Origin of the sequence: Pseudobacillus sp. 179-B 2D1 NHS (assembly GCF_045370945.1) — a bacterium.
GTDB lineage: Bacteria > Bacillota > Bacilli > Bacillales > Domibacillaceae > Pseudobacillus.
In genome coordinates this window covers 414,075-441,040 of record NZ_JBIQDP010000001.1, presented here as the reverse complement: position 1 = coordinate 441,040, position 26,966 = coordinate 414,075, and the positions used below count along the sequence as shown (strand labels likewise).

Sequence of the window (26,966 nt, the reverse complement as noted above, 5' to 3'; positions counted from 1 at the left end):
GCCATTAGCTCAGTTGGTAGAGCATCTGACTTTTAATCAGAGGGTCGAAGGTTCGAGTCCTTCATGGCTCACCATTTATATGCGGGTGTGGCGGAATTGGCAGACGCACCAGACTTAGGATCTGGCGCCGCAAGGCGTGGGGGTTCGACTCCCTTCACCCGCATCATTTTTCAGGATCTTCTGTTAAGAACTGTCACGTCCTGTGACGAACACAGAAGTCAGAACATCCTGTTCAAGCGCGGAAGTAGTTCAGTGGTAGAACACCACCTTGCCAAGGTGGGGGTCGCGGGTTCGAATCCCGTCTTCCGCTCCAGCGATATTATACATTTATTTGCGCCCGTAGCTCAATTGGATAGAGCGTTTGACTACGGATCAAAAGGTTAGGGGTTCGACTCCTCTCGGGCGCGTTGTTTTTGATAATGAAAAACAATCAATCAAAGAAGTAATTTTTTGTTCTAGGTTGATTGAACATTTTCATTCATTCGATTATGGGGCCTTAGCTCAGCTGGGAGAGCGCCTGCTTTGCACGCAGGAGGTCAGCGGTTCGATCCCGCTAGGCTCCATCCATTTTAGCATTTATTTTGGCGGTGTAGCTCAGCTGGCTAGAGCGTGCGGTTCATACCCGCAAGGTCGGGGGTTCGATCCCCTCCGCCGCTATATGGAGGAATACCCAAGTCCGGCTGAAGGGGTCGGTCTCGAAAACCGATAGGCGGGTTAAACCGCGCGGGGGTTCGAATCCCCCTTCCTCCGTTCTTAGAAGTTTCTCCTCTCGGGCTAATAACTTAGATTCCGTCATGAGCCAACAGCGAGAATGGCGGTTGTAGCGAAGTGTTTACGCATCGAATTACCGATTCGGCATGTCTAGATTCGAATCCAGCTAGGCTCATTCAATTCTTTATGCGGGTGTAGTTTAATGGTAAAACCTCAGCCTTCCAAGCTGATGTCGTGAGTTCGATTCTCATCACCCGCTCCATTTACATAAATGGGCCTGTAGCTCAGCTGGTTAGAGCGCACGCCTGATAAGCGTGAGGTCGATGGTTCGAGTCCATTCAGGCCCACTTTGTTCCGCAGTAGCTCAGTGGTAGAGCAATCGGCTGTTAACCGATCGGTCGCAAGTTCGAATCTTGCCTGCGGAGTTACTTTTGTGTAAGGAAAAGGATATTCTCTGCTGTCACCACTTTTTTAAATGAAAATCCCTATTTTTCTATATAAAGAAGAAAAGAAGGGTTATTTTTATATTAAATGCGCCTTTAGCTCAGCAGGATAGAGCAGCAGCCTCCTAAGCTGCAGGTCAGAGGTTCAAATCCTCTAAGGCGCGTAAAACATTAAAAAGGTTGATATATCAGGGTTCTTTGGATTAGAAATATTCCAGAGTGTCTGACATATATCAACCTTTTTTTGGTTGGACTGTAGGACAGAAATTTGGACGTTTTTGGAACGAGAAGCTATCTTTAATGGAATTCTCTATTGTGGTTAGGAGGTTCATTATGGGGAGAGCTTATGTAAGTAAAAGAGGACGAGGAAGTAAAAAAAAATCTAGTGTAGAGAAAGTGGAAAACTATACATTAAATGAAGCGTTAGAAATATTTATTTTAGCAAAAGAAGCAGAAGGAGTCCGTTCACGTACTGTTGGGGAGTATAGAAACCACATAAAGTACCTGAAATTGTTTTTAGAAGAGTATAAGTACGAAGTAAACTTTGTTACAGACCTATCAGCAAAAATAATACGTGAATACATCCTTTATATGAAGCAAACTAAAAAGGCATATAAAGGGATTGAGAAACGGGAGAAAGAAACTCCTGGACTTTCAGTAAATACGATTAATATACGCCTTAGGACTTTAAAAACAATGTGTAACTTCTGGTTTAGAGAAAACCTTCTTTATACAAATCCTATTGCTAATATTAAACAGGTAAAAGATGACGAGCAAAAAGAGGTACAAGGCTTAAGTGATGAAGTAATTAATAAACTCTTGAGTCATTATGATACAAAAGAATACGCTCAATGGAGAGATAAAGTATTAATTCTGCTTCTCTTAGATACAGGAATGCGAATTAATGAAGCGGTGAATTTGAAGCTCGACCATATTGATTTTAAATTTCTTACCATTCACATACCTTCACAGACTGCCAAAAATAGAAAGGGTAGAGATGTTCCTGTTACAAGGGAAGTCGCTAAACTATTGCAGCAATTACATAGGGAAACATCTGGTTACTTCGGGGAATGTGAATATATTTTTTATAATGCTTATGGCGAAGTTTTCACTGCAGACGCTTTTAGGAGAAGGTTAAACCGTATTAAAAAGAAAATTGGTGTGGAAAGACTTCATCCACATATGTTTCGGCATACCTTTTGTAGAAATTACATTATGAATGGTGGAGATATCTTTACATTACAAAAAATTGTAGATCATGCTGATATTAAGACGTCTCGCAAGTATGTTCAAATGGAAATAAAGCACATCAACAAACAACATAACAGATACTCCCCAGTAAGGAAGTATTTATCTAAATGACATTAAGTAAAGAAAGTTTCTAAAATAATATAATCCTAAAAGTTAACACAAAAAAGAGACTATGTGCTGCGAACACATGCCTCTCTTGTGAGTTTTACCCTTATCAGTTATTAAAAACTAAATAAGAAACTCTTTATCAGTTGCCCTTATTATAAATTTTTTAAAAATATAATGCAAGGGGATTAGTTTCCTATTGTCTTTTTTAGAAAAGGGAGTTTCAGTGTGAGTTGCCGTTAAGCACACTAAAATAAATTACGTCAAGGTTGACCGACCTACTGCAAATTTCGGGATAGGATACAAATAATGAGTTCCTTGTTTCTCTTTGTATCTGAATGGTGTTGACGACCATTAACGGTCAGGAGTGGAAGGATAGAGGTAGATATACCTGCAAGACATTCACAAGTAAAATACGTGTGCATAATCGTATTTGAACCTGCTAGGGCTATCTGTTGCAGTAGAATGTTGGGAAGAATATTCCCCGGCAAACAAGGGCTAAACAATACGGATTCCATAACCCGATATACAAAAGTGTCGTTGTCTGTGTTCATTTGATTTTTTTAGTCATTTGAACATAGGCAACAACCTTGCTTCCAAGCCGTTGTCCATACCACTCAACCAAAAGTAAAAGGGTAAAATAATCAAGTCAAGTAAAAAGGATGTTTTTCGACAAAAGAAGATATGTGTATTTTTTGAAAATTATGGTATCTTTGTTTTAGTACAAATGATTTATGTTAGGGGTACAGAGGGGGAACGTAGTGAAAAAGTTATTGTTTTTAATTTTAAGTATTATGGTAGTTTTTGTATTAAATGCATGTGGTGAAGTAAAGGAGTCTAAAACGGTCGAATCTGAGTCTGTAGAAGCAGAAGATGCAAAAGGGGAAGATATTGAAGATATTAAGGAAGATGTTCAAATCGAGGAGGAACCTGTAGTTGAAGAAGAGTCATATGACATTGGAATGACTGTGGAGGAATTCACAAGCGCTTTTAATACTGTTTCTTCACAAGAGTTCCCAGAAAGCAACTTAGGTGAATTAAACATAAGCATTGAAGATGGAGGAGATTATAACATATTAAAACATCAATTTAGCGATTCTTTGATGTTAATGGGTGTTGTGAATAAAAAAACAGGATTAATAAAAGATGTAGGCATAGGAATAGATGGCTTTAATAATGATAGTGACTTCTTAAATCACATGATAATATCTGGAATTCTCGTAGCAGTCACCAATCCAGATTTATCGGCAGAAGAGAGAGGAAGCATTCTAATGAATGATCTTACAGCGGAAGAAGCGGTTAAGAGTGGTGGAAGGATATCTAAGGTTGTTAATAATATTCAATACAATATGGTAATGAGCAAGGAAAGTGGCTTATGGTTCACTCTTAATCATGAAAACAATCCTGTACAATGAAAAAGCCATATAACAGCAGAGGAGAAAAGTTGCTAAAAGAAATCTTTTATAAATTAAGGGGGTTGCTCAAACCTCCTATTATATATTGTAGTTTAATCGGTTTACGCTACCTGCTAATGAAAATTCCCTGTAAAGCATTTTAGTACGACTTTATATCCAAGAGGGCAGTGCTAAAAGCCGTTAAAATGAATGTAAGGGCTTCTGATGGTACTATAAAACAGGGGAATGAAATGCCGATCAAGAGTGTTTGTTGTTCTGACAGTTGTAGATAAATTAGTCACCGAAAGTTGGCTTTGAACTTTAAGGTGAGGGAGAAATCCCTTGCCTTTTAATTTTATGTTAAAGTAGGGGTTAATATTTTCGGATGTTATTTAAACCTATTATATATCGTTATTTAAGTGATTCATCCATAAAGCCAAAGTTAACCGTGCCTTTTATTTGATAAACGGGGGTTCTATTAACAAAATATTTCTTTTTTAAAAGGTGGACAAATGTCCAAAAAATTGTTGACTTAGTAATGTAAAGCTAGTATGATGAAAATATCAAAGGTGGACATTGTCCAAAAAAGGGGGGACAAATTATAAATACAGAAAAAAAGGAAACTGCTTTAAGCTATATTCTTAAAACTTTTAACATTAAAAATGTAGAGTTAGCTGATTATCTAGGGTGTAGTCGAAAGTTGATCACTGAATGGACAAGTGGACGTAAACCGATTTCTAAAAAACATTTGCCTAAATTATCTAGTTTCTTTGGTGTAACAGAGAGGTTCTTTACTAAAGAGCTAACCGAAGAAGATAAGAACTATATAGAATTTATTTACGTTAATGAAAAAGTAATAGAGGGATTAGAAAGATTTCAAAAATTGCCCGGACGTAAATTAGAGCTTGAGGAATTGGATGATTTAATCATTAGGCTTTTCAGGAAAATTATTTACACCGAAGATAGTCACCAAAGGTTAGGTTTAAAATTAAGTTTATTAGAAAAAACACTTAGAGTATTATTAGAAGAAGATTTCAAGAAAGCGAATATTCTGTGGGATGCTGTGGATCTAATTGAATATGATGATGAATTTGTAAGTGAATTAGCTAGATTGGTAATGAAGTATAATGATGACTAGTTAGTCCCCTTAGGTAAGAATTCTAAGGGGGAGGTTAGCCCTTGCTTTTTGACAACAACATATTTTTAAAAATCACTAAACACTCTTCTAAACATGTCGATAACACAAATAAGACTCTGTATTTTTACACAGTCTAGAAAATTTTACCTATATAGGGAAAAAGGGGTCATATCATGAATCACGTAAAAGATAAAGTAATTAATCAAATAAAGAACAAAGTGTGGGTTGCTATAGAATATAAGTTAAGTCCTTTAGGTAAAGTCAATTTAGAAAATTACTTAGCAGCTGATCCATCGACTAGAGTAGGTATTCAGTATCTTTACAATAAATCGGGAAAAAGCTTTGTATTTGATGTTTGTATGACTGATACCGAAATGTGTTTTGATTTTGACAATAACACTGTTCGATTTTGGGAATGTGGGTTATTTGAAGTAGAATCCACAAACAAAAAAGATGCTTTTTTTGAGCTAAACTCTCAATTAAATGAAGAGTTAATTGATTTGGAAAATTTAGTAATTATCAACAGTCCGAACGAAAAATACTTCTTTAAAGTAGTTGACGTAAAGATTGCACCAGAAGAGTTTATTCATGATGATAAAGCAATGTGCGAGATTGCTTAAGATCATCTAATAGGCAAACAATTACTACTTATATAATTACGTTATATGCCGCCTACAGTACTAATATACAAGTTTATAAACTCTTAGTCAACAGATAATATCATTTTAATTATTATATAAATCAATGAAGACGGGCAATAATCAGCCTATCCTCTATATAAAAAATGGTTAGAACAGCAAATTGATATTTCCTAATAATTTTAGCCTCTTCCTCCCTACTCAAAAAGTGGAGACCAGAAGACCAAGAGACCAAAAGACCATGGGCTATTTTCAAAAATTTAAAAAATAATGGAAGGGGATAGCGCTATGGAGAGGGTTCAAATTATTTTAAAAGATAAAAATGCGAGACGAAAAAAACGTTCTGATTCCAAACATGACGTTAAATTTAAGTTGAGTTTGGAAGATAAAAAGAAGCTTCAGTATAAAGCTATGGATGAAAATCTTTCGATAACTGCATTATCTAGTATGACCGTTAAAAGAGAATTAATACGTGAAAATTATTATGAAGATGTTGAATATGACAATGAGGGAGTTTTTGTTCATGCAACTTTTGAAACTTCTTATTATGAAATGTTAAAAACTCTATCAGTGGAATGGAATATGCCAATAAGAAGAGTTGTTCATCGAATTATTAAGAACTATTTGGATGGCACAATACGTCATTTTGAAATAATCAATTATAAAGAAAATGAAAGGAGGTGAGCAAAGCACTTACATAAGTAGTAATGTCTGTTTCAGTGGTCAAGGGATATCAAATAAAAAGGGGGTGTAATAAAGTGAATAGTCAAATCAAAAAGAAAATTAAAGGTGCAATTGGTAATCAAGTTATAAAGGAAAGAATGTTTTGTCAGAGTTGTCAGCAAGATAAAGATGTTGAAATTAATTTTTCTAAAGAGAAAGTTATTTGCCAAAGTTGCAGTATTGGTTATCCGATTAGCGATGAAACGTATAATTCATTTTACAAAGAGCTAAACAAACTAGGAATCTATTAAAGAGAAACAATATATGAGAGGGCGCTTCTGTCCTCTCTTACATAAATAGTTAGGAGGAATATAGAATGAAAATTTTTAATGAGTTGATGAGTGACGAACAAGTTAATATTGAGACTATTTTCAAAATGAATAATAAGGAGTTATTCGAAACGTTAGAAGAATTAGCTGGGTATGTCATTAGATATCCAAAAGAGGGAGGTATTCCAGATGAATTTAAAACTTTATCAGATTTATTAATTGACGCAATTTCCGAAGTCAAAAGGAGATTAGTTTAATATATATATGGAAGGGGAGTAGGCATTGACTGATAAAGTTAAAAAAAAGCTTCAAGTGAAAGTACCGACAAAAGTAGTGAGAAATGAAGAGGATTATCTAAGTAACGCTGAATTTGTTCTTTATACCCGTTTATGCTTCTTATACTTCCGTAACTTTCAGGATAAGAAAATTACATTAGATCATAAAAAGTTAATGCGATTCTGTAAGATAAGTGATAACCGAACATTCAAAACGAGAATGAAGAAGTTTTATAAATTGGGACTTATTGAAGAAGAGATTCCAAAATTACCGACAAAAGGATACTTAACGATTATCTTCAATGAAAAAGTGTGTAGCGAGGATGAACATTTCACTATGCTCAATGCTGACATTTTTAACTACTGGAAGAATGATCAAATAAACGAATATGCTTTCAGACAAGTTTGGTACTACAAATCACATATTAATTTACATGACAAGGAACGAGATAGAAGTTTCTGCTTTGTGGCAATGGATACTTTAGCAGATAGATTAAGAATTTCTAAAGAGTATGTTCACAATGCAAATAAACAATTGAAAAAGTTAAAGTTAATCCAAGTGGTAAAGCACAAACTTGAATCAACTGATATGCATAATGAAGCTGATGAATTGATTATTACTAAATATAACAATCATTATTATGTTGCTGATTCACTACATTAAAAACATTGATTTTACGCCATTTCTACCTAAGTACGGCTGATGCAAGGATCGGTACTCTCAATGCAAAGGTGAGGGTTTAAAATGCAAACCTAAAGTACGCTCAATGCAGCATTAGGAGTACCCTATATATAAGTTAATAAATATATAAGATACATATAAAGATACATATAAATATCCAGTATTTTACGTGTGAAAAACGAGTTTTCCCCCGTTAATTAAAAATGTTTGTTTATATAGTAATAATTATTTTTGAGGAGGTGGTTAAAATGTGAGGTTTAAACGTAATTTATCCTGTTTCAGTAGTCATCATGTCAGTCGATAGTTAAACAAATGCAGCGTGATAATTAATCACATATATTAGCAACCCTATATGGGTCAATTAAACACAAATAAGCCGATGCAAAAGGCGAAAAAGGAGAATGTCAAAATGAACATTCAAAAATTGAGAATCGAAATTAAATCGTATATATGGAGGAGTGTTATTTATGACGACAAATGGAGCTGTATATATCCCATCAATGGAAGCTAGTCAGATTATGGAGCATATGGTAAGAGGTAATTTCATCAAGAGAGAATACATTGGTATGATTCCTTACTCATTAGAATTAATCAAGTTGAAAGAAACAGGATTAAAAGTAATCCCGTCAAAGCGTCAACCTAATAAGCAAATCAGTGATGATATTATCAATGTGAAGTTTGACTCTAAAGTAAAGAGTGGGGAAAAGATTTTAGAATTAATTCCTAACATTGAAGAAAAAATTAAAATTGAACTTGCAGCACTAAAGGAAAAATTAGAAGGGTTAAAGAAACAGTTTGAGGAAGAACCGAAACAAAAGAAATTGGTAAAAGAAATTGAAAAGGTAGAAAAGATCATCCAGAAGAAACAAACAAGTAAGGATAAGCTTGAAGCATTAAAGAGTGAAATTGAGTCAAATGAAGGTTCTGATAAGTGGAATGAAATGACTGCCAGTGAATTACGTAAACATCTATATGAAAATGGATTTGTTATTAAACAAACGGACAAGGAAACGGGCAAAGTTGTTAAAACTACTACATATGAAGTGTATAAGCGTTCATCTGCAAAGAGCCGTACAGGACAATGTTTATTCATTAGAAAACAACTAAAAAATAAAATGATAAAGTGGTCAAGAATGAACTTGTCATTCAAAAAGAATCAAGACATTGATCTAGCTTCTCTATTGGCTTATGAAAGTTTGGTCGGCTCATCGTTGGAAAAGACAATTAAGATTGATGCAGATAAGATTCTGATTGTTGATGATGTAGAAAGTGTATTTACTGAAACGTGTAATGTTGTCAGAAAGAATAAAGATACTGGATTCCTTGATAGCTTTGAAGAACCAGTAAAAGTATCTAACTCATTGTTTGACGGTGAATCATTGCTCGATGCTAAATATTTTGAAGACGGACAGTCCATGAAATTGTTACGCAATCATATGTTCAAATCGGCTTCATTCAGCACACACATTCAAAAGTTTCTTAAAAAACATTGTCCAAAAGGTAAGAATTATGATGAATGGGAAATTGAAAACATGTACGGTGAAACAATCGCTGCTAAAGATATTGAGTTGATTATTACACCTTCATCACTGAAAGCATTGAAATTTGCAGATGTATTTGTTGAGAATAATGGTTTAAAAAAGGATAAGGAAGTTTGGGAAAATTTTTGGAAAGAGCATAAAAATAAGTATGAGAAGCAAATGTTTAATCACTGGAAAGAGTTAGTGAAAAGTGAAGGGAATATATTTGGAGTAGTTAAACATGAGAAGGAAAGTAAACGTGGTACTGACTTTGAAGGCAACATTGTGAATCAAACTTCCTATCAGATGGTTAATTCAATGCCTATGGAAAGAAAAGATATTGAGAAACTAACAACATTCGAGAAAGAATACATTGAAAAATTAAAGAATGATGATGATTTCTTTGTTGAGTACCTTGAAAAATCGGCTTCTAATATGGACAGTAACATGATGTTAGTTGACCTGTACAAGATTAATAAAGAAATTGCACGGACTAAACTGTTTAGAGATTTTCGTAAAGCTGAAATAAATAGATACAAAACTAATATTCAACGTGGAAAAATCCGGTTACGTGGAGATTATGCTGTACTTTTTGGCAATCCTGTAGAGTTTCTGTATCATGCTATCGGAAAATTTGACGTTAATAAGCCAAAATTAGCTCTCACAGGCAATCAGATACATACTTCAATGTTTAATGAAGGAGATAAGGTAACGTGCATGAGAAATCCGCACACAAGCCCTTCTAACGTGCTTATAGGTGAAGTAGTTAAAAACGATATGATTAATACATACTTTAACCTGACTAAGAACATTGTTTGTGTAAATTCCGTTAAATTCAACATTCAATCCATACTCAGTGGGTGTGATTTTGATTCTGATAGCGTGGTTTTATTCAAGGATGAACGTCTTCAAAAAATAGCCGAACAATGTTATGGAAAATATCTTGTATGTAATAATGCTGTTGAGCCAAAAAAATTACCATATAAATTAAATAATACTGATATGTGCAAAATTGATAATTCATTAAGTAATAGCCAGTCGTATATTGGTCGTGTGGTCAATCTAGGACAAGAGATTATGAGTGTATATTGGGATGAGTTAAAACAAAAAGAACATAAGAATGATTTAGATATTCTCTTGAAGAAAGTTTCTGTTGCAACTATCCTGAGTGAAATTGCTATTGATATGGCTAAGAAGTTCTTTGATATTGATATGAATAAAGAGATCAGCCACATTGAAAAAAGCTTTATTTCAAAAACTAAAGAAATTGAAATTGAAAAAGAAATCAAGGATAAAAAAGGAGAAGTAGTAAAGAAAGAAAAAGTGAAAGAGATTATAGATGCAAAACCGTTATTCTTTAAATATGTGAGCCAAAACAACAATATTAAGAACAGTATTACGCCTTATAATTGCCCTATGGATTACTTATATAAGGAAATGGAGAATTTACCGTATGCAGATCAGAAAGAGAATATTGAAGTAGAAAGATTGTTGAACAAAGAGAATTTGAAAAATACTAATTCATCACAAATTGATTCAATCAATGGATTAGTTGGTGAAATGGAGAAGGAAATTAAAAAAGTATATGCTGATTACAAAGGCAAAAAGAAAGACGAAGAGAGAAATCAAAAGATCATTGATGTAATGAGTTTTTACAATGAGAAGGTTTCAAAGAAAAAAGTAAAGCCAGATACAATGTTTGCTACTTTAAACAAACATCAACAATTAAGATTATGGAACAGCTTGTACAAGAATCATAAAGAAACATTCCTAAATGCTTTCAAAAAACAGTAGAAAATAGCTGGAAATTTCCGCAACAAATTAGAAAGCCCTTGATATATAAGGGTTTTCTTTGTGTTTAAAGGTTAGTAAGTGGAGAGAAGAGAATAGAGTGCGAAGTGTACACCAATTGTCGCCTGACAAACATCAATTAAGAGGATTAGTAGTCACTGTTCTCCCTTCATAATATTTTTATTTTAAGAACTTATAAACGATCCCGTAATTATATTTTAACAGAGAAAAGTTAAATGTCAAATTTAAACTTTTAAATGTCCATTTAATATCAGCTCATTAACCAATAGTTTAACAGCCTTCTTTATTCTCTCTTCAATATCCTTTTCACTTGTAATAATTTTAGATGGCTCGGTTTTAAGTATAACGGTGTATTTATCTTCTAATTTCATAGATTGAATCTCCTTGGTGTTTTTTTATTTGCCAGTATAAGAATAACATAGAAGGCGTGTGGTTAAGGGAGGGCTTAATGTTCATTTTAGAGTTGGTTTGTCTTTTTTATGTATAAAATATCAAACATAGTAAGGGAGGGAGTTACGTGACGAATGAAGAATTGAAGTTTCTGATTAGGAAAAAGAACGAAATAAAACAGTTTAGAACACTATATGATATTAGTCAGGAGCTACTTGCTAACGAATTGGGTATTTCTCAACCGCATCTATCACGGATGGAGAGAAATGTTTCACCGGTTACAAATGAAATCCGAAGTAGAATTAAAGAACTGGAAGAAAAATTAGGAGGTTAAGTGGATGCAATTAGTGCAACAAGCAGAAAATTTATATAAAAGGTTATCTCAAGATGAGGAGTTGCTTCGGTTGCTTTTTTATAAAGCGAAGCATAGTGGAGACAATGTTTTAGATAAGAGAATTCGTCCAGATATATTATCTTCGAAAACTGAGCTATCCAGCGGTATTCCTGAAGATAGAAGACAACGTGCATTTGAGATTATTAAAGATAGAATTAAGCCGACAAATAAGTATAAAGATTTAGAGGGAGAGATTAAGTGCAGAATTTGTGCTTATTTAGGAGATCGTATTAAAGAGGAGAAGAATCACCTTTATGCTAAGCAAGAAATCATAATCGATATTCTTGTTCATCATGCATACGATGAGGTTGATCATCGTTCTTTGAAAATTGCTGAAGAAATTCAGAGGCTGTTGTTCCAAGAAAGAACAGGATTCGGTAAAAACATGTATGAAAGTATGAAGCGAACTGAGTTAGTACCTGAATACATAAGTTATCGTTTAGTATATTCTACGGGAGGGATCAACTGATGCAAGATGAAAATAACCTAGTAGTTGAACGATTAAAAATCAAGGAGACTATTTATGGAGTCCTTACTACCTCTGAGCTGATGAGTGCAACACCTGGTGCAAAAGATTATTTTAAAGATTGGGATAACATCATCCTATTAAATGAGTTGGATCATAAGGATACAAGAGTTATAAGTGTGCTTGGTCATATAATGGATAAGTTGAATGATGATGATTATTTTTCAGATATTGACCTACAGAAGATTACCAAAGGATTATATCTATTCTTCTTCGATAATCCTCAATTGATTGAATTTTTTGAAGGAGAAAAAGAAATAGAAAGACTGAGTTTTGCTGGGATGTATTTTGATATTTATTATATGAATGGAAAGGAATCACTGGATCAGAATAACAACTTTATCATTATCGATAAGAGCAGAGAACATATACAAAAGATATTTGTTCTCGTTTTTTGTTTATTGAAGATTGCAAGCACCTTTATGAGTATAAAGATGACAGATGACAAAGCTAAAGTATTGTCTGAGGACTTATTTAAAGTATTAGTTGAAAATGAAGGCTTGATTAAATATTTGTGCTCTGCACCTATTATTAAACAAAAAGAACGATCTATTAGAATTGGGCATCGAGAAATTTGGGTACTTGATGAGGAAGATATTATTGGGATTGATAGTGATAATGACGTACTTGGAAGTGAAGTAAAACCTCTAAGTGGGCTTTACAGTGATAAATTTCGTCAGATCAGTCTGGAGAAGAATCTTTGCGATAGACAAAAATATAATACCTTGCTGCACGAAATATTACACAGTGCCGTTAAATTCATGGATATTGATTACACCAATAAAGATAGCTTAACAGCTCGACAGTATGAAGAACAACATGTAACTCAATTAGCTAATGTGCTTTCTATGATCTTTTTAGATAATCCACATCTGATTCAACGCCTTCAAAGTTGGAAAGAAAATGATAGACGAAAAACAGAAGATGAAATAATGGAACTTGTTAAAAAGGCTGAAATTAAAAAATCTAAATATGAAGAAGCATTGACTAAAATAAAGGATACTAAAGATTAATCTTTTTATTTTTGGTAAAAAGCAATAATGATCCAATTATAATTATATATCAAAATAGGGGGATTACAAGGGGATATGAAAAATTATTACTGTGAGGATTGTATGAGTATTTTAAAAAAAAGAAGCCAGTGCAAGAAGTGTGGCGGCGATGTTAAAGAAATTATAATTAATATTGAAAAGCAGACAATTAGAGAATATTACATCTGAGAATCGAAAGGAGAATATGAAGTGGGTAAGAGAAATAATTATCAATCTCTGCAAAATAGAGTGAACAAGGTAGCATATTACCTAAATAATATGAAGGTTGAAACTGCGCAAGATGTTTACTTCGCAAACGGCATGGAGAAGGCATTGAGTATAATCGAAAACAGACCTCCTTCATATAGGAAATATAAAAGAAACAGTTTAAAACAAAAAATTAGAAGCAGCTTGTTATTATTACAATTAAAGGCATTGTACTTTGGTGGAATAGCAATCGATAAATTTAAGGAGAAAAAAATTTAAGAACAAAGCTATAAACCATAATGATATATGAACATAATTTACTGTGTTCTAAATTCAAATAATATTAATAAGGAGAATCAAGAACGTAGCTAAAGCAAATGAAGAGTTTAGTATTAAATAAGTCGTTGATTTTCTTATTGAGCCAACGGATCAGGTTAATAGAAGAGGGGAAGATAAAATTCAAAATATTAATTGGGGAGATTTGCGAGACATTAGTACGATTAAACTCAGTATTAAAATACATATAAAAGAGCATGCTTGAACAAAAATTTCCAAACATGCTCTTGGGCTTTTATCGATGCTAGGTTGCGTAAATAATAACAGAGCTTCTACCTCTGCTATTGCAGCACCTGTTCAAGCTGTACTCCTTTTACTAATAGAACAACTTAAAGCATCAATTGCTATTCACGCTCTATTTTTTCTTGGCGATTTACACAGTGATAGCATTGTCCTTCCCACAATGCAATATTCATATCGCCCCATGCAATTCTTTCGCCACACCAATCATTAGGACATTCTGCCATATACGTATCATTTTTTAGCATATCAAGTGCTAGTGCTTTTAATTGTGCATCGCTTAATGAATTGATGCCTGATGCAACTGCTTTTTTTGCTGAACCGATTGCAGCATCATTCACCAAATTATCATCATTTAGTAGCTGTTTTAAATAACCACTAAGACCCCAACTGTGCGGACTTGTACCTTCTCTATCTGATGAATCACTTTTTAAACGTTCAATTAATGAATCTAACTCTTGGTTTGAAACCATTCTATTACCTCCAATTAAATTTTTAATACTTTTATTATACTAAATTAACAAAAAATAATAACTGGCTCGTTCTTTTGGGAAAATTAATGCTTCGTCATTATCGTTTACACAAAGTTTATTGTTTTCTTATTACAATAATGGGGCTTTAGTTGAAGAAGCTTTTTATAGAAAGAACTCATAAATAGATTCTTTTTCTTTTAATGAAATATCAACATTAATATTTAACAACACCAAATAAAATGAACAGTTGTCAAAGGAAGAGAAGGTTATCGTTTTACAGGAATATAATAATGTGATGAGAGAACTAGATAATATTGTTTGGATTATTGAAATTGTAGAAAGGAAAGGTGAAGAGTAATGAAAAGGGCAGATAGAAAGAAAATGATTGATCAAGTTATAAATAGAAAGCATATTATTTCTGACAAAGAGGCATTATTAGCTCAGGAGAAAATGATTGAGCTTCATGGGAATTTAGCAAAAGAGTTGAAGAAATTTGATGAGATGATTGCAGATTTAGGAGATATTCCGGCTGTACAAGAACGATTGAAGAAGTGAAAAGCAAAGTAGTAAATAAATGTGATTAGATATCATTGTAAATATTGATGTTAAGGTGAGGTGATAGATTCAATGGTAACAAGGAAAAATAAAGGTGAATTGACGTTTCAACAGCGTAAATTTGTTAATGCATATTTGGAGACAGGAAACGGCACGGAGTCAGCTATACGTGCAGGATATTCGACAGATACAGCTGCTTCTCAGGCATCTCGCTTGTTAAAGAATGTGAAGATAAAGAAGGAAATAGAGAGGAAAGAGAAGGAGTATGAGTTAGCTTCTCTAATTACAAAAGACTTTGTACAAGCTGAATATTTACGTTTATATAATGAAGAAGCTGAATCAGTGAATGAAAAGAGAATGTTACTGGATGCTTTAGGTGACACAATTGGTATTCGTAAACAAATTCATGTTCATGAAAATAAGGAGAATGACCTTTCTAACTTATCTGATGAAGAACTACAGAAGCAACTTGAAAGTATGCAGCGTACACAGACTGTTCAATATAAATCTGAAGAGGAAGACCAACAGGAAGTTCATTAATAAGGAGCTAATACATATGAGTATTTATAATTGTCTATGTTGTAGCTTAAATATGAAATTCAATCGAATATTTCACGCTGCTAATATAAAGGATGGAATTTATCATGTTTATACATGTGGTAATTGTAATGATGAAACGATTATCTTTGTTGATGATAAAGGAGAGAAGACAATTATTCAAAGAAGTAGATTTATAAAGTAAAAGTGTCACGAAAGTTGACTTTTATGACACTTTCCTTTAATCTTTAGGTAAGATATGGGGGAAAGGAAGTCGTGAAAGGTGAAAAAAAGTGACACGAAAGTACATAACTTAAAAGTAATTAATGGAAGTAGCGATTTCTTTAAACGGTTTGAATTAAATCAATTGGATAAAGGAAAGGCTGTCTCAACTGTTGATGTTTATGTAAGGGAATTAAAGAAGCTTGATGAATGGTTACAACAGTCTAATTCAAATATTGAGGATATTACACGTTTCGATGTTCAGCAATACATGAAGCACCTTGAACAATTAGGGCGTTCAGCTTCAACTATTGACCGTATCTTTGGTGTGATTGGTGTGTTAAGTAAATATATTAATCGTCCAAATATCATTGAGGATATTAACCGAGTAAAGAAACAGAAGGTTACTAATATTGCTCCTAAATCGTTAGAGCGTAATGAAGTTCATTCTATTTTGAGAAAAGTTGAAAAGGATGGAAATTTACGTAATGTAGCTATTGTCTACATGCTTGCTTTTACTGGAGTTCGTATCGGTGAATTGGTTGCCTTAAACATAAATGATATTGATTTAAGAAGAAATGGAAATGTAACGGTTATTGGTAAAGGGAATAAGGAAAGAAAAGTTCCAGTACCAAAAGAAGCACGTTATCATATTCAGAGATACTTAGATACAAGAGAAGATGATAATGAAGCATTGTTCTTGTCTAATTATAATAAGAGAATGTCTAAACGTTCGGCTCAACGTATTATTGAGAAGTATGGTCATCACGCTCATGAATTAAGGCATACGTATTGTCGGAATTTAATCAAAAAAGGCTTCGATATTGTAACAGTATCACAGCTTGCTGGTCACGAAACAATAGAAGTAACTAAGCGTTACACAATGGCTAGTGAGAATGAATTAAATATAGCTATAGATGATTTGTATGTCTAGATAAAGGATAGTCTATTACGACTGTCTTTTCTTTTTGTCATCCTCCTTGAAATACAATAACTATAAAAATTGGAGTATTTCGTCCTAATTTGGCTTATAATGTAAGGGGGATTTAAACCAAATTAGCAGGAGTTGTTGATTATGGAAAGGGAAAAGTGGATAGATGAATATGTAAGTTTGATGTATCCAAAGAATGTAAAAGATATGAAAATGGAAGAGGCTATGCAATTAAAACGGAAAAATATTCCAAGTTCCTTATATAAGTACAGGGCTGTTAGTAATGAGGCTTTGAGCAATCTTGAAAATGACACTGTTTGGTTTAACAATGCAAGCAAACTAAATGATCCGTACGATTGTTTTTCCACAATGGATGGTAAAACCTATGCGGAAGAAAGACTGGCTTCAGTTATGCTTAATACACTTCCTTCTCTTAGCGAAAAACATGGTATTGAATTAAGTGATGAACAAATTGAGCAAATGAAGGGTAAAAGCTTTACAGAGATATTTGAGTTTGGATTATCATTCGATGAACAGTTTAAAGATAGTCCGGAAAAAATTAAAGAGATAACGAGAGTCGTAGATAATGTATTCGATAAAATACATGAAGAGTATTTAAAGGAAAGAAACGAACGATATCAATCAGGAATTTTTCTTACTTGTTTTAGCAAATGTAATAATTCTATTTTAATGTGGAGTCACTATGCCAAAAATCATACTGGTTTTTGTATAGAATATGATTTTAAACAACCACATATTGATCCAGGACTCGTTAGGAATTTACAGCCAGTTATTTATACTGATAACATATTTGATATGACTCCTTATATAATGCAAGCGGTTAAAAGCAAAAGTGAATATAATAATCTATGGATTACTTATGGAGCTTTATTTAAATCAAATGAGTGGAAATATGAAAAAGAATGGAGAATGACATTTCCACTTGGTAAAGGGTCTGGTTTCAACAGTCCATTGTTCAAGCCTAAAGCAATTTATCTAGGAAGTAAAATAACAGAAGAAGATAAAGAAAAGATCATGCCGATAGCTCAACAAAAACAAGTTTCAGTTTTTCAAATGAAAATGAAAAATAATGAATTTAAGTTAGTATCAGAACAAATTATGTAATTTGATGTTAAGTATTTAGGGCGTTTCACATTTAGGTGAACGTCTTTTTCTATGCCCAAAATATAAAAGGAGTGAATGAATTGAGTAAGAGAGGAACTATTGTTTCAAATGAGGACTTTGAGAAAACAACACATTGGAAAACAGAAATACCTTTTAATACTTCATTATCCGAATTGTTTTTCACGTCTAAAAGTGAAGGCGGCACAACATTAGAAGATGGCATGTTTGATCCAACTGGATTATTTAAGATTCAGATCAATGACTGTGTTAAATTACTAATTAATCCTAATGATGATGCTATGAAATCAATTAAATTAAGTAACTTTGAAGTGAATAAGATCACAATTTACGGTCAAGGTGTTTCTTTCTATTATTACGGGGTGATTTAATGCGCCGGAATGAAAAAGAAGAAATACTAAGATTACAAAGGGAATTGAATATAAGGAAGGCACGTAGCAGTCTATGGGAATTTTGTAAGCTGCTTGAACCTGACTTCTATCTTGATCACCGTACATATCTGAAGGAAATATGTGATACTCTTCAAGCTCTTTATGAAGGTACTCTTATTAACCCTTACAATAATAAGCCATATAAGAAGCTTATTATGAACATTCCTCCCCGTCATGGCAAATCACGCACACTCGTTAATTATACGAAATGGTTGCTTGGTAAAGATATCAATAATCGTATCATTACAGCATCTTATAATGATGATATGGCAACAGATTTTTCACGTTATACACGGGATGGAATCAAAACAAAGAAAAATACGCCATTGGATTACGATTTTAGTGATATTTTCCCTAATGCGAAAGTAAAAGATGGAAATGCTGCTATTCAACAATGGGCTTTGGAAGGTACATACTTTTCATATAAGGGTGTTGGACTAGGTGGAGGTATCACGGGAAAAGGCGGAAATATCCTTATTTGTGACGACCTGGTAAAAGACTATGAAACAGCCGTAAATGAAGCAGCATTAGATAAGGTATGGAAATGGTATACTGGAACATTTATTAGTCGTGCCGAATCTGATGTTATAGAAATCATGAATATGACTAGATGGGCTAAAGGTGATCCCTGTGGAAGAATCCTTGATAGTGAAGATGCACCTTTATGGTATGTCCTTCATATGGAAGCTTACGATGAATTGAATGATGAAATGTTATGCGAGGACGTTCTTTCAAAAGAGCGTTATTTGTATTTAAAAAGAAATTCTGATCCTTTGGTGTTTGCAGCGAACTACCACCAATCACCAGTAGATCAAAAAGGGAAGTTGTATAAGAATCTCAAAACTTATTCTGAAGCTGATTTACCATATGACAATGATGGTAATGTGAATTTCGATAATATCATTTCTTATACAGATACAGCCGATATGGGTAACGATTGGCTTTGTAGTATTACAGCTGGTCTTTATAAAGGTCAATTGTACATTACTGATGTGTATTATACGAAAGATGGAATGGAAGTAACCGAGCCGGAAACAGCAAAATTCTTTGTTAGAAATAAAGTTAGACATGCAAAAATTGAATCAAATAATGGTGGACGTGGTTTTGCTCGTAATGTTGAGCGTTTATTGTGGGACGTACATAAAACCAGAAGTGTTTATGTTGAATGGTTCCATCAATCGAAAAATAAGAAGGCTCGTATCTTAACTAATTCAAAATTTGTCATGGATAATGTTTTCTTTCCCGAAGATTGGAGTATCAAATGGAAGGATTTCTATAAAGACATTAACTCGTATCAAAAAGAAGCAAAGAAATCCGTACATGATGATGCACCGGATACTTTAACCGGTTTATGCGAAATGATTATCGAAGCTAAAGAGTGGGAAGCTTTAGACATATTTTAAGGAGGTGATTTAATGGGGAATACAGCCGTTCAAAATTACATAAAAAAGAAGCTTGATAAAGGTGAAGAACTAACGGGTAAAATGATTGACCGTTTAATTAAAGACCATGCACCAATTAAAGAAAAAACATGGAAGTCTTATCAACGCTATCTTGCAACAGATGTAGGAGTTCCAATTAAAACACGGAAAGTTCCTGATTATGAGAAGGTAAATAATAAGCTCAACAATGATTTTGTGGGTGAAATTATTAATAACAAGGTATCGTATTTCTGCGGTATTCCTATTGGATTTGAAATTGATAAAAACAGTTATGAGCAGAAACCGCCTTCCATGATGAAGAAAGTGTTTGATGCTATTGTTGGCATGAAGAATGATCGATATAAAGCTCATTCGGATAAGATGAAGGAGTTTATGAAGCTAAATAATTTGCCGGATACATTAGCAGAACAAACGAAACTTGTTTCGATTGCCGGTCATGCCGGTATTGAACTGTATATTGAAAATCAAATCTTAGGTACTATTGTAACTCCACATGTACGGGTAGCGAATGTTGCACCTTGGGAAACCATTTTCATTACTGATTCAAACAATGCTGTCATCTATGCTTTACGCTATTATCAGGAGTTAGATGATAACGACAAAATGATTACAAAAGTTGAATTTTTCGATAAGGATAATGTTTCTTATTGGATTCAATCAACTGATGAGAAAGTACAGAAGGAAAATCCGTATGTGCTGGATATGGAATATGCTAAAAATCCAATGCAGCATGTTTTCCCTATGTGTCCTATCGTCAAATTTCGCAACAATGATGAAGAACAATCAGACTTTGAAAAAATCGAACCATTGATTGACGGATATGATAACACTTTATCCGACATAAATAGTGAAATTGAAGCTTTGCGTTTAGCTTATGTTGTTTTCACTGGTGGAAAATCACCGACTAAAGAATTAATGGATAAATTAAAACAAGTCGGAGCCTTATATAATGAAAGTGAAAGCGGTAAAGTTGGATTCCTAACGAAAGATCTAAACGATGTAGCAGTAGAAAATCATTTAAATCGGATTGAAAAGAACATCAATCGTTTCGGACAATCAATTGATTTCACTTCGGAGGACTTTGCTGGCAATATTTCAGGAATCGCCATGAAATATAAGTTGATGGCGATTGATAATAAATGTAAAACACTTGAAAACAAATTTAATACCTCGTTAACTCAAATGATGTATCTTGTGTGCCACGTTTGGAATACACAAAAGGTTGATCTTAATTATCTTGATGTGTTCTTTACATATAAAAGAAACCTTCCGACTGATTATCTGTATGAAGCGCAAATTAGTACAGCTTTAAAAGGTAACGTCTCTGAACGTACTCGCTTATCTCTTCTTTCTTTTGTGGACGATGTTGATTATGAACTTGAGCAAATGAAAGAAGATGCTGAAGCTTCAATGACTGCTTTTACTAATCCATATTCTGATGTTGAGGATGAATTTAATACCGGCAATTTAGAAGAAGGTGAAGAGGATGAACAAGAAGCAGTTTAAGGAGTATCAGCGGATTATTAAAACAATCAAAAGTTCTTCAGAAAAACAAATTGGTAAAGAGTATTTGAAAGCAATGCAAGCTATTAAATTAGAACTTGCCAATATGTTTGAAAAGTATGGAGAACGTGGAATTGTCCGTCATGAAGTTATGCAGAAATATAACCGGTTGGCAGTACTTGAGAAGAAGATGATTGACCATATTAATTCCTTAACCAAGGTGCAAATTAAATATACTAAGAATGCAATTTTAGATATTTATAAAAAGTCATATTATTATCAAGGTTATGTTATTGAGACTTTAGCCGGTTTTAGTATGTACACAATGATTAATCCGTCTGTATTAGATTCCATTATCTTTAATGAGATGGATGCAATCAAATGGGATGAGCGCACAAAGGAAAATAATAAACTGTTAATTCGTCAATTGAAAGAGACTCTTCTTTCTGGTTTAGTTCAAGGGCATTCCTATCAGAAAATGGCGAAGGTTGTATCTGAAAAGATGAATATTGGACAAAACAAAGCAATTCGTATTGTTCAAACTGAAACACATCGTTCTTCACAAATGGCTAATCTAAATTCTATGAATCATGCTGTTTCTAAGGGTGTGATTATGAAAAAGATGTGGCTTGCAACTTTAAGCAATAAAACCCGTGATACTCATCGTCATTTAGATGGTCAAATTGTTTCAGTGGATGATCCTTTTGTTTCTAAAAGTGGTGCAAAAGCACAGTCACCGGGAAGGTTTGGACGGGCAGAGGAAGACATTAATTGCAGATGTGATATGATTTCCGTTTTTGATGGCATTGAACCATCTGTGAGAAAAGCAAAAAATCCCCATGCAGGTAAAAATGAAATGATTAAATATCAGACATTTACTGAGTGGGAAAAGAATCTTGCTTCTTAAATAAAAATAAAATTATATATGAGGGCAGATAAGCAGCAACTTCTTTTGAAGGTGCTTTTTTATTTGAACTCATTAGGAGGAAACTAATTATGTCAAAACCAGTTACAACAAAACAAAATTTCTTATTGCCTTTAGATATTCAATTCTTTGCTGAGGGTGGAGAAGTGGAAAACAACGGTGGAGGTAGTGAGGACAGTAAAGGTATTGGACAAGCTACTGAAAAAGTTGAAGCAACAAATGAACAGAAGAAAAATGATATTCATAACGGTTCAGCAACAGAAGAAATGATTAAGAAAATTGTTCAATCTGAAACTGATAAAATCCGTACTGAGTATTCAAAGAAGCTTAAAGACAAAGATGTTGAATTAGAAAACTTCAAAAAATCCAAGATGTCAGAAGATGAGATTAAGGATTTTGAAGCGAAACAGCGCCAAGAGGAGTTAGCTTCTAAAGAAAAAGAAATTGCTGAAGCACTAACTCAAATCCAACAAACAAAGATGGAATTGCTTACTGTTGATTTATTGAAAGAGCATGAATTGCCAATTGAAGCGAAGGGATTCTTGGTTAATCTTGATGCTGATAAAACAAAAGAAAATGTCGTTGCTTTCAAGACCATGTTTGACGAGGCGGTTCAAAAGGGTGTCAATGCTGCTATTAGCGGTACATCTAAGGAATTTAAAAAAGGTGATACGGCTAAACCGGCATATACAATGGATCAATTGAAAAACTTGTCTACTGAAGAAGCACGACAATTGATTAAATCAACTGATTGGAAAGATATTGCATCTGCAATGGTTCAATCAAAATAATTACCGTTTAAGAACATGTCAAAATGGCATGTTTTTTATATTTTAAAAAAACTAACTTATTGGAGGAATTATTATTATGCAAAACTTTATCCCAGCTATTTGGAGCGCTAAACTACTTGAGGAAATGGATCAAAAATTCACTTATGGTAACCTTGTTAATCGTGATTATGAAGGTGAAATTAAAGATGCCGGTGACCGTGTAAAAATCAACTCACAAAATCCTGTAACAATCGGTGACTATGTGAAAAATACTGATATGGCTGATCCACAACTTCTTACTGGTACTCAACAAGAACTAGTTGTTGACCAACAACCATACTTCAATTTCTATATTGATTCAATCGATGCTGCACAATCTAATATTGATAACATGGCAAAAGCTATGAAAGATGCAAGTAACGGTCTGAAAAAGCGTGTAGAAACTAAAATCGCTTCTCATTATGTAGATGTTCATGCTGATAACTTCTTGGGTTCTGATGCAACTCCTGAAATCATTACAGCTGCAAACGTTTATGATAAAATCGTTGATTTGAAAGTACGTCTTGATGAAACTGATACTCCTGATGATGGACGTTTCCTTGTTGTTCCTGCTTGGTTACATGGAATGCTTTTGAAAGCTGAAGTGCTTACACATTCAACTCAAGCTGCTGATGGAGTAGTTGCAAACGGTTATGTTGGTCGTGTAGCAGGCTTTAACCTATTCAACTCAAACAACGTTCCGTTTTCAACAGTAACAAAAGACAAATACAAAATCATGGGCGGTGTAAGTCAAGCTATCACTTTTGCCGGTCAAGTAACAGAAATGAAGGCATATGAGCCTGAAAAACGTTTCGGTGCTGGTGTTAAAGGTCTTTACACATTTGGTACTAAAATTACTCTTCCTAAACAATTAGTTGTTCTTACAGCTAACAAAGGCTAATACATAATTGAATCCCTCTTATGTTTAGGAGGGATTTTTTTATTTTATTTGTGAAAGGGTGAAGAGAATGAAAGTTATTAAAAATAATACAACAGGTATGGAATTTCAAATTGAAGATGAAAAACTGATTGAATATCTTCTTGAAAAAGAGGAATTTGCAGAAGTAAAACCAGTGAAGAAAGCACCTGCTAAATCGAAAGAAGAGAAGTAATTATGGTTACTCTTGGGGAAATCAAAAATTATTTAAGCGTTAAAGACAATTCAAAAGATGATTATTTTACTTCCATGATTCCCGTTGTCACTTCATTCATTGAAAAAGAAACCGGTCTTGATCTTACTGCTAATCCTTCACTAGTCGATGACACATTAAAGTTTATGGCAAGCAAGATCATTGAATTTTTCATGCTAAAATCAGGAGTTAAAGCAAAGGCAATATCAAGAATGAACACTACATATTCTGAAGAGCTTCCTTCTTATATCACTTCTACATTGGAGCGATATAAAGAAACAACTGATCCTTCAGCTGGTGGATGGAGTTTCATCTAATGGAGCAACTTTTCACAATTAAGCGTAAAGTAGTTGCTATTAATGAATTGAATCGTGAAATCACCACTTTACAGGATGCCGGTACTGTAGAAGGTGTTCTTGATTTGCTTACTGGAAGCACTGTCTTTAAATACGCAAGGATGCAAGAAGAATCAACTCATATTCTTATTTGTGATGTAGTGGATGTAAAAGAAAACGACATTCTTATCAACCAGTATAGCAATAAGAAATATGAAGTTACATATGTGGATAATCCTTTAAATATGAATGATCATTTAGAGATCGAGTTGAAATTCATTCCTCAAAGTGAGGAGGGGAAATAATGAGATTTGAAAATCATTTTGATCGTGTAAGAGAAGAAATACAGAAAAACGTTGAAAGAAGCCTTGAAGCGATTGGTCAATACGTAAAAGGTGAATCGAAATTACGTGCGCCCGTTGGTGAATATAAGAATGGACGTGTTGGTGGGCGTTTGAGGGATAGTATTAATCATAAGGTTGATATAAACTCGAAATCCGTTCAAATTGGAACAGATGTTGAATATGGGGTTTATGTAGAAAAAGGAACCTATAAGATGAATGCTCAACCATACTTAACTCCTGCTGCTGAAGAGAATCTTGATAATATCCAACGTATTCTAGAAAATCATTTTGAAAACCTGGATTCTTAGGAGAAGCGATTATAATGAAAACAGCGAAAAAAATTAATTTTATTATAAATCAATTAAGCTCTGTAACACATAAAGCTTTTTATATGAAAGCACCAAAAGAAACATCATTTCCTTATATAGTGTTTAACTTTCCTTCCAACAATCCTTCTAATAGTAATGCAGAAGACAGAATACTTGAATTAGATGTTTGGAATCAAGATAAACCCAATTATGACGCTCTTACTGAAACTGAGAATTTAACAGATCAAGTAGAAAATATTTTTAAGACTCTTCGTCATCTAGATGAGGAGTCTTTATTTATATTTACTAAGTTAAACCGTTTTTCTCTGCCAGATGAAGATACAAGTATTGAACGCAGACAATTGCGTTTCCTTATAAAAAATTATGATAGAAACTAGGAGGAATTTAAATGTCACTGAAATCAACTAGCTATACAAATAAATCAGTAGAACGTTTTGTCATTGATGCTGGAGCAGTCTACAAGAATCTTGAGATTGATCCTACTACCGGAAATCTAATGTCAGGTGAAGTGATCGGCGCAACTGAAGGTGGTAACGAATTTGTTGTTGAAACAGAAATTAGAAATATCGTTGTTGATGGGATGAAGGGAAGAGGTAAAGGATTAGCAGTAAAAGAATTTGAAAACCCTACTCTGCTTGTTAATTTGAAAGAAGTTACGGCTCAAACACTTGCTTTGACTATTTCAGGCAGCAATGTTGATACAACAACAAATAATATTTATGACATCATTACAACAAAAGGGATAATTGAGCTAACCGATTACCTAGAAAATGTTGCTCTTGTTGGTCGTTTAAGTGATGGTCAACCAATTATTGTTGTGATTGAAAATGTTATTTCTATTGAAGGATTAGAAATGAAAACAAAAGACGGAGCGGAAGTTGTTATCCCTGTAAAATTAGCAGGGCATTATGATGAAACGCACCTTGATGAAAATAGAGCTCCTTATAAAATTTACTATCCTAAGGCGCCTGTTTCTCCTGCAACACCTTAATTAAAGATTTAAATCGAGAGTGTCACTAATAGGGATGCTCTTTTTGTATATCTAACAAAAATAATTATTAATCAATGGAGGAAACGAATAATGACAAAACAAGAAAAAGAATTAGAAATTAGGGGACTTACATACAAAGACATTTTTCCTATGTCGAAAATTATTTCAAAACTTAATATTAAGTTGAAATTTGAAAAAGGACTTTCACAAGAAGAAATAGGTTTTGAATTAGCTAGCCGTGTTTTAAGTGGATTGCATCTAGCAGAAAAAGAAATTACTGATTTTCTTTCTAGTTTACTTCAAGTTAAACCAAAAGAACTTGAACGTTTAGGATTTGAGGTGCTTTTTGAGGTGTTTAGCCAATTATCTAAAAGTGAGGAATTTGACCGTTTTTTGAAACTAGCTTCGAAGTAATCAATAACGAGTGGGAGATAAAAGACCTCTTATTGTCCCGTTATGGTGGTGGCTTTGAAACAATCATGGAAATGTCTGTTGTAGGGGGCAGAGAAATGACCATGAAGGCTAATGAAAAGAAGTTAGATGAACACATGGAAAAGCTTTATGTTTCATTGTATCCGCACATACAGAATGAAAATTTCATGACATTTACACAGTTCAAAGATCGTGTAACAGGCAAGAAAAAACCGTCTTCTAACAATCACAATGTTGTTCGATCTGGTAAATCTGATGAAGAAATTATCCAAGATGCTACAAACATTTTGTCTATGGGCTTTGTACAAGTGGATTTTGAAAAAATCCCTAAAGATAGGAGGTGATATAC

33 protein-coding genes and 10 tRNA genes are annotated in these 26,966 nt (G+C 33.6%); 41 read left to right on the top strand and 2 right to left on the bottom strand.

Features of this window, described 5'->3' with window-relative positions; genetic code table 11:
• Positions 1 to 81 precede the first annotated feature (81 nt).
• From ACH0BF_RS02350 to ACH0BF_RS02260, 19 genes are all read left to right on the top strand, one after another.
• A tRNA-Leu gene (locus ACH0BF_RS02350) sits at positions 82 to 163 on the top strand.
• A 75-nt stretch (positions 164 to 238) separates the two neighbouring features.
• Positions 239 to 313: transfer RNA gene (locus ACH0BF_RS02345), tRNA-Gly, on the top strand.
• Positions 314 to 333: 20 nt separating this feature from the next.
• Positions 334 to 407: transfer RNA gene (locus tag ACH0BF_RS02340), tRNA-Arg, on the top strand.
• Positions 408 to 490: 83 nt separating this feature from the next.
• Positions 491 to 563 (top strand) — tRNA-Ala (locus ACH0BF_RS02335).
• 20 nt (positions 564 to 583) lie between these two features.
• Positions 584 to 657, top strand: a tRNA-Met gene (locus ACH0BF_RS02330).
• Between the two features lie 3 nt (positions 658 to 660).
• Positions 661 to 750: transfer RNA gene (locus tag ACH0BF_RS02325), tRNA-Ser, on the top strand.
• A gap of 149 nt (positions 751 to 899) precedes the next feature.
• Positions 900 to 973, top strand: a tRNA-Gly gene (locus ACH0BF_RS02320).
• 11 nt (positions 974 to 984) lie between these two features.
• A tRNA-Ile gene (locus tag ACH0BF_RS02315) sits at positions 985 to 1,058 on the top strand.
• Positions 1,059 to 1,064: 6 nt separating this feature from the next.
• A tRNA-Asn gene (locus ACH0BF_RS02310) sits at positions 1,065 to 1,136 on the top strand.
• Positions 1,137 to 1,244: 108 nt separating this feature from the next.
• Positions 1,245 to 1,318: transfer RNA gene (locus ACH0BF_RS02305), tRNA-Arg, on the top strand.
• Between the two features lie 169 nt (positions 1,319 to 1,487).
• Positions 1,488 to 2,516 carry a tyrosine-type recombinase/integrase gene (locus tag ACH0BF_RS02300; RefSeq protein ID WP_406908779.1) on the top strand — a complete coding sequence of 343 codons (1,029 nt, stop codon included), beginning with the start codon at positions 1,488 to 1,490 and terminating at the stop codon, positions 2,514 to 2,516.
• Positions 2,517 to 3,271: 755 nt separating this feature from the next.
• Entirely contained in the window at positions 3,272 to 3,925 is a 654-nt protein-coding gene (locus ACH0BF_RS02295) for a hypothetical protein (protein WP_406908778.1), read from the top strand.
• Positions 3,926 to 4,466: 541 nt separating this feature from the next.
• Positions 4,467 to 5,042 carry a helix-turn-helix domain-containing protein gene (locus ACH0BF_RS02290; RefSeq protein ID WP_406908789.1) on the top strand — a complete coding sequence of 192 codons (576 nt, stop codon included), beginning with the start codon at positions 4,467 to 4,469 and terminating at the stop codon, positions 5,040 to 5,042.
• 173 nt (positions 5,043 to 5,215) lie between these two features.
• The gene (locus ACH0BF_RS02285; protein ID WP_406908777.1) at positions 5,216 to 5,662 is read left to right on the top strand and encodes a hypothetical protein; all 447 of its coding nucleotides are present in this window, start codon (positions 5,216 to 5,218) and stop codon (positions 5,660 to 5,662) included.
• Positions 5,663 to 5,968: 306 nt separating this feature from the next.
• A complete protein-coding gene (locus ACH0BF_RS02280) occupies positions 5,969 to 6,364 on the top strand; it encodes a hypothetical protein (RefSeq protein WP_406908776.1) in 396 nt (131 codons plus the stop codon).
• Between the two features lie 74 nt (positions 6,365 to 6,438).
• Positions 6,439 to 6,654 (top strand): hypothetical protein, encoded by a 216-nt coding sequence (locus ACH0BF_RS02275; RefSeq protein WP_406908775.1) that lies wholly within the window; start codon positions 6,439 to 6,441, stop codon positions 6,652 to 6,654.
• Between the two features lie 65 nt (positions 6,655 to 6,719).
• Complete coding sequence (locus tag ACH0BF_RS02270) at positions 6,720 to 6,929, top strand: hypothetical protein (protein ID WP_406908774.1); 210 nt, start codon at positions 6,720 to 6,722, stop codon at positions 6,927 to 6,929.
• 25 nt (positions 6,930 to 6,954) lie between these two features.
• Positions 6,955 to 7,611, top strand: a complete 657-nt coding sequence (locus tag ACH0BF_RS02265; RefSeq protein WP_406908773.1) for a hypothetical protein — start codon at positions 6,955 to 6,957, stop codon at positions 7,609 to 7,611.
• A 485-nt stretch (positions 7,612 to 8,096) separates the two neighbouring features.
• Positions 8,097 to 10,943: a hypothetical protein gene (locus ACH0BF_RS02260; RefSeq protein WP_406908772.1), complete on the top strand. Its 2,847-nt coding sequence runs from the start codon at positions 8,097 to 8,099 to the stop codon at positions 10,941 to 10,943.
• Between the two features lie 242 nt (positions 10,944 to 11,185).
• Here the strand turns inward: ACH0BF_RS02260 and ACH0BF_RS02255 are convergent, their stop codons facing one another.
• A complete protein-coding gene (locus ACH0BF_RS02255; protein ID WP_406908770.1) occupies positions 11,186 to 11,332 on the bottom strand; it encodes a hypothetical protein in 147 nt (48 codons plus the stop codon).
• 146 nt (positions 11,333 to 11,478) lie between these two features.
• Here ACH0BF_RS02255 and ACH0BF_RS02250 point away from each other — a divergent pair, with 146 nt between their 5' ends.
• The 4 genes from ACH0BF_RS02250 to ACH0BF_RS02235 all read left to right on the top strand — a co-directional run bounded on the left by ACH0BF_RS02250 (position 11,479) and on the right by ACH0BF_RS02235 (position 13,788).
• Positions 11,479 to 11,685 carry a helix-turn-helix domain-containing protein gene (locus ACH0BF_RS02250; RefSeq protein ID WP_406908769.1) on the top strand — a complete coding sequence of 69 codons (207 nt, stop codon included), beginning with the start codon at positions 11,479 to 11,481 and terminating at the stop codon, positions 11,683 to 11,685.
• Positions 11,686 to 11,689: 4 nt separating this feature from the next.
• A complete protein-coding gene (locus tag ACH0BF_RS02245; protein ID WP_406908768.1) occupies positions 11,690 to 12,214 on the top strand; it encodes a hypothetical protein in 525 nt (174 codons plus the stop codon).
• The gene (locus tag ACH0BF_RS02240; RefSeq protein ID WP_406908767.1) at positions 12,214 to 13,284 is read left to right on the top strand and encodes a hypothetical protein; all 1,071 of its coding nucleotides are present in this window, start codon (positions 12,214 to 12,216) and stop codon (positions 13,282 to 13,284) included. Before ACH0BF_RS02245 ends, ACH0BF_RS02240 begins: the two co-directional genes overlap by 1 nt.
• Before the next feature lie 228 nt (positions 13,285 to 13,512).
• Complete coding sequence (locus ACH0BF_RS02235) at positions 13,513 to 13,788, top strand: hypothetical protein (protein WP_406908766.1); 276 nt, start codon at positions 13,513 to 13,515, stop codon at positions 13,786 to 13,788.
• Positions 13,789 to 14,189: 401 nt separating this feature from the next.
• Here ACH0BF_RS02235 and ACH0BF_RS02230 read toward each other — a convergent pair whose 3' ends face one another.
• Positions 14,190 to 14,558 (bottom strand): hypothetical protein, encoded by a 369-nt coding sequence (locus ACH0BF_RS02230; RefSeq protein WP_406908765.1) that lies wholly within the window; start codon positions 14,556 to 14,558, stop codon positions 14,190 to 14,192.
• A gap of 357 nt (positions 14,559 to 14,915) precedes the next feature.
• Between ACH0BF_RS02230 and ACH0BF_RS02225 the strand changes: the two genes are divergently transcribed.
• The 18 genes from ACH0BF_RS02225 to ACH0BF_RS02140 all read left to right on the top strand — a co-directional run bounded on the left by ACH0BF_RS02225 (position 14,916) and on the right by ACH0BF_RS02140 (position 26,961).
• Positions 14,916 to 15,113 carry a hypothetical protein gene (locus ACH0BF_RS02225; RefSeq protein ID WP_406908764.1) on the top strand — a complete coding sequence of 66 codons (198 nt, stop codon included), beginning with the start codon at positions 14,916 to 14,918 and terminating at the stop codon, positions 15,111 to 15,113.
• Between the two features lie 72 nt (positions 15,114 to 15,185).
• Positions 15,186 to 15,653 carry a terminase small subunit gene (locus ACH0BF_RS02220; RefSeq protein WP_406908763.1) on the top strand — a complete coding sequence of 156 codons (468 nt, stop codon included), beginning with the start codon at positions 15,186 to 15,188 and terminating at the stop codon, positions 15,651 to 15,653.
• A gap of 280 nt (positions 15,654 to 15,933) precedes the next feature.
• The gene (locus ACH0BF_RS02215) at positions 15,934 to 16,806 is read left to right on the top strand and encodes a tyrosine-type recombinase/integrase (protein ID WP_406908762.1); all 873 of its coding nucleotides are present in this window, start codon (positions 15,934 to 15,936) and stop codon (positions 16,804 to 16,806) included.
• 141 nt (positions 16,807 to 16,947) lie between these two features.
• Positions 16,948 to 17,928, top strand: a complete 981-nt coding sequence (locus ACH0BF_RS02210; RefSeq protein WP_406908761.1) for a DUF2971 domain-containing protein — start codon at positions 16,948 to 16,950, stop codon at positions 17,926 to 17,928.
• Positions 17,929 to 18,008: 80 nt separating this feature from the next.
• Complete coding sequence (locus tag ACH0BF_RS02205) at positions 18,009 to 18,317, top strand: hypothetical protein (protein WP_406908760.1); 309 nt, start codon at positions 18,009 to 18,011, stop codon at positions 18,315 to 18,317.
• Entirely contained in the window at positions 18,317 to 19,780 is a 1,464-nt protein-coding gene (gene terL, locus ACH0BF_RS02200) for a phage terminase large subunit (protein ID WP_406908758.1), read from the top strand. Before ACH0BF_RS02205 ends, terL begins: the two co-directional genes overlap by 1 nt.
• A 12-nt stretch (positions 19,781 to 19,792) precedes the next feature.
• Entirely contained in the window at positions 19,793 to 21,325 is a 1,533-nt protein-coding gene (locus ACH0BF_RS02195) for a phage portal protein (protein ID WP_406908757.1), read from the top strand.
• Positions 21,306 to 22,229, top strand: a complete 924-nt coding sequence (locus ACH0BF_RS02190; protein ID WP_406908756.1) for a phage head morphogenesis protein — start codon at positions 21,306 to 21,308, stop codon at positions 22,227 to 22,229. The genes ACH0BF_RS02195 and ACH0BF_RS02190 overlap by 20 nt, the downstream gene beginning before the upstream one ends.
• Positions 22,230 to 22,318: 89 nt before the next feature.
• On the top strand, positions 22,319 to 23,038 hold the full coding sequence (locus ACH0BF_RS02185; protein ID WP_406908755.1) for a capsid assembly scaffolding protein Gp46 family protein: 720 nt from the start codon (positions 22,319 to 22,321) through the stop codon (positions 23,036 to 23,038).
• A gap of 76 nt (positions 23,039 to 23,114) precedes the next feature.
• Positions 23,115 to 23,957, top strand: a complete 843-nt coding sequence (locus ACH0BF_RS02180) for a major capsid protein (RefSeq protein ID WP_406908754.1) — start codon at positions 23,115 to 23,117, stop codon at positions 23,955 to 23,957.
• A 67-nt stretch (positions 23,958 to 24,024) separates the two neighbouring features.
• The gene (locus ACH0BF_RS02175) at positions 24,025 to 24,168 is read left to right on the top strand and encodes a hypothetical protein (protein ID WP_156136561.1); all 144 of its coding nucleotides are present in this window, start codon (positions 24,025 to 24,027) and stop codon (positions 24,166 to 24,168) included.
• A gap of 2 nt (positions 24,169 to 24,170) precedes the next feature.
• On the top strand, positions 24,171 to 24,503 hold the full coding sequence (locus tag ACH0BF_RS02170; RefSeq protein WP_041095937.1) for a phage head-tail connector protein: 333 nt from the start codon (positions 24,171 to 24,173) through the stop codon (positions 24,501 to 24,503).
• Positions 24,503 to 24,826, top strand: coding sequence for a head-tail adaptor protein (locus ACH0BF_RS02165; RefSeq protein WP_406908753.1), 324 nt, complete (start codon positions 24,503 to 24,505; stop codon positions 24,824 to 24,826). Before ACH0BF_RS02170 ends, ACH0BF_RS02165 begins: the two co-directional genes overlap by 1 nt.
• The gene (locus ACH0BF_RS02160; protein ID WP_406908752.1) at positions 24,826 to 25,173 is read left to right on the top strand and encodes an HK97-gp10 family putative phage morphogenesis protein; all 348 of its coding nucleotides are present in this window, start codon (positions 24,826 to 24,828) and stop codon (positions 25,171 to 25,173) included. The genes ACH0BF_RS02165 and ACH0BF_RS02160 overlap by 1 nt, the downstream gene beginning before the upstream one ends.
• A gap of 14 nt (positions 25,174 to 25,187) precedes the next feature.
• On the top strand, positions 25,188 to 25,571 hold the full coding sequence (gene gp17 / locus ACH0BF_RS02155) for a tail completion protein gp17 (protein WP_406908751.1): 384 nt from the start codon (positions 25,188 to 25,190) through the stop codon (positions 25,569 to 25,571).
• 11 nt (positions 25,572 to 25,582) lie between these two features.
• Positions 25,583 to 26,185 carry a hypothetical protein gene (locus ACH0BF_RS02150; RefSeq protein WP_406908750.1) on the top strand — a complete coding sequence of 201 codons (603 nt, stop codon included), beginning with the start codon at positions 25,583 to 25,585 and terminating at the stop codon, positions 26,183 to 26,185.
• Between the two features lie 90 nt (positions 26,186 to 26,275).
• Positions 26,276 to 26,599: a hypothetical protein gene (locus tag ACH0BF_RS02145; protein WP_406908749.1), complete on the top strand. Its 324-nt coding sequence runs from the start codon at positions 26,276 to 26,278 to the stop codon at positions 26,597 to 26,599.
• Positions 26,600 to 26,694: 95 nt separating this feature from the next.
• Positions 26,695 to 26,961, top strand: coding sequence for a hypothetical protein (locus ACH0BF_RS02140; RefSeq protein ID WP_406908748.1), 267 nt, complete (start codon positions 26,695 to 26,697; stop codon positions 26,959 to 26,961).
• The last annotated feature ends 5 nt before the right edge of the window (positions 26,962 to 26,966 follow it).

What these genes read in the sequence shown, in the direction of transcription:
- ACH0BF_RS02300 (WP_406908779.1), top strand. Translation starts at nt 1,488, where the DNA reads ATGGGGAGAGCTTATGTAAGTAAAAGAGGACGAGGAAGTAAAAAAAAA.
- ACH0BF_RS02285 (WP_406908777.1), top strand. Translation starts at nt 5,216, where the DNA reads ATGAATCACGTAAAAGATAAAGTAATTAATCAAATAAAGAACAAAGTG.
- ACH0BF_RS02280 (WP_406908776.1), top strand. Translation starts at nt 5,969, where the DNA reads ATGGAGAGGGTTCAAATTATTTTAAAAGATAAAAATGCGAGACGAAAA.
- ACH0BF_RS02270 (WP_406908774.1), top strand. Translation starts at nt 6,720, where the DNA reads ATGAAAATTTTTAATGAGTTGATGAGTGACGAACAAGTTAATATTGAG.
- ACH0BF_RS02260 (WP_406908772.1), top strand. Translation starts at nt 8,097, where the DNA reads ATGACGACAAATGGAGCTGTATATATCCCATCAATGGAAGCTAGTCAG.
- ACH0BF_RS02255 (WP_406908770.1), bottom strand. Translation starts at nt 11,332, where the DNA reads ATGAAATTAGAAGATAAATACACCGTTATACTTAAAACCGAGCCATCT.
- ACH0BF_RS02245 (WP_406908768.1), top strand. Translation starts at nt 11,690, where the DNA reads ATGCAATTAGTGCAACAAGCAGAAAATTTATATAAAAGGTTATCTCAA.
- ACH0BF_RS02240 (WP_406908767.1), top strand. Translation starts at nt 12,214, where the DNA reads ATGCAAGATGAAAATAACCTAGTAGTTGAACGATTAAAAATCAAGGAG.
- ACH0BF_RS02230 (WP_406908765.1), bottom strand. Translation starts at nt 14,558, where the DNA reads ATGGTTTCAAACCAAGAGTTAGATTCATTAATTGAACGTTTAAAAAGT.
- ACH0BF_RS02225 (WP_406908764.1), top strand. Translation starts at nt 14,916, where the DNA reads ATGAAAAGGGCAGATAGAAAGAAAATGATTGATCAAGTTATAAATAGA.
- ACH0BF_RS02220 (WP_406908763.1), top strand. Translation starts at nt 15,186, where the DNA reads ATGGTAACAAGGAAAAATAAAGGTGAATTGACGTTTCAACAGCGTAAA.
- ACH0BF_RS02210 (WP_406908761.1), top strand. Translation starts at nt 16,948, where the DNA reads ATGGAAAGGGAAAAGTGGATAGATGAATATGTAAGTTTGATGTATCCA.
- terL (WP_406908758.1), top strand. Translation starts at nt 18,317, where the DNA reads ATGCGCCGGAATGAAAAAGAAGAAATACTAAGATTACAAAGGGAATTG.
- ACH0BF_RS02195 (WP_406908757.1), top strand. Translation starts at nt 19,793, where the DNA reads ATGGGGAATACAGCCGTTCAAAATTACATAAAAAAGAAGCTTGATAAA.
- ACH0BF_RS02190 (WP_406908756.1), top strand. Translation starts at nt 21,306, where the DNA reads ATGAACAAGAAGCAGTTTAAGGAGTATCAGCGGATTATTAAAACAATC.
- ACH0BF_RS02185 (WP_406908755.1), top strand. Translation starts at nt 22,319, where the DNA reads ATGTCAAAACCAGTTACAACAAAACAAAATTTCTTATTGCCTTTAGAT.
- ACH0BF_RS02180 (WP_406908754.1), top strand. Translation starts at nt 23,115, where the DNA reads ATGCAAAACTTTATCCCAGCTATTTGGAGCGCTAAACTACTTGAGGAA.
- ACH0BF_RS02175 (WP_156136561.1), top strand. Translation starts at nt 24,025, where the DNA reads ATGAAAGTTATTAAAAATAATACAACAGGTATGGAATTTCAAATTGAA.
- ACH0BF_RS02170 (WP_041095937.1), top strand. Translation starts at nt 24,171, where the DNA reads ATGGTTACTCTTGGGGAAATCAAAAATTATTTAAGCGTTAAAGACAAT.
- ACH0BF_RS02165 (WP_406908753.1), top strand. Translation starts at nt 24,503, where the DNA reads ATGGAGCAACTTTTCACAATTAAGCGTAAAGTAGTTGCTATTAATGAA.
- ACH0BF_RS02160 (WP_406908752.1), top strand. Translation starts at nt 24,826, where the DNA reads ATGAGATTTGAAAATCATTTTGATCGTGTAAGAGAAGAAATACAGAAA.
- gp17 (WP_406908751.1), top strand. Translation starts at nt 25,188, where the DNA reads ATGAAAACAGCGAAAAAAATTAATTTTATTATAAATCAATTAAGCTCT.
- ACH0BF_RS02150 (WP_406908750.1), top strand. Translation starts at nt 25,583, where the DNA reads ATGTCACTGAAATCAACTAGCTATACAAATAAATCAGTAGAACGTTTT.
- ACH0BF_RS02145 (WP_406908749.1), top strand. Translation starts at nt 26,276, where the DNA reads ATGACAAAACAAGAAAAAGAATTAGAAATTAGGGGACTTACATACAAA.
- ACH0BF_RS02140 (WP_406908748.1), top strand. Translation starts at nt 26,695, where the DNA reads ATGACCATGAAGGCTAATGAAAAGAAGTTAGATGAACACATGGAAAAG.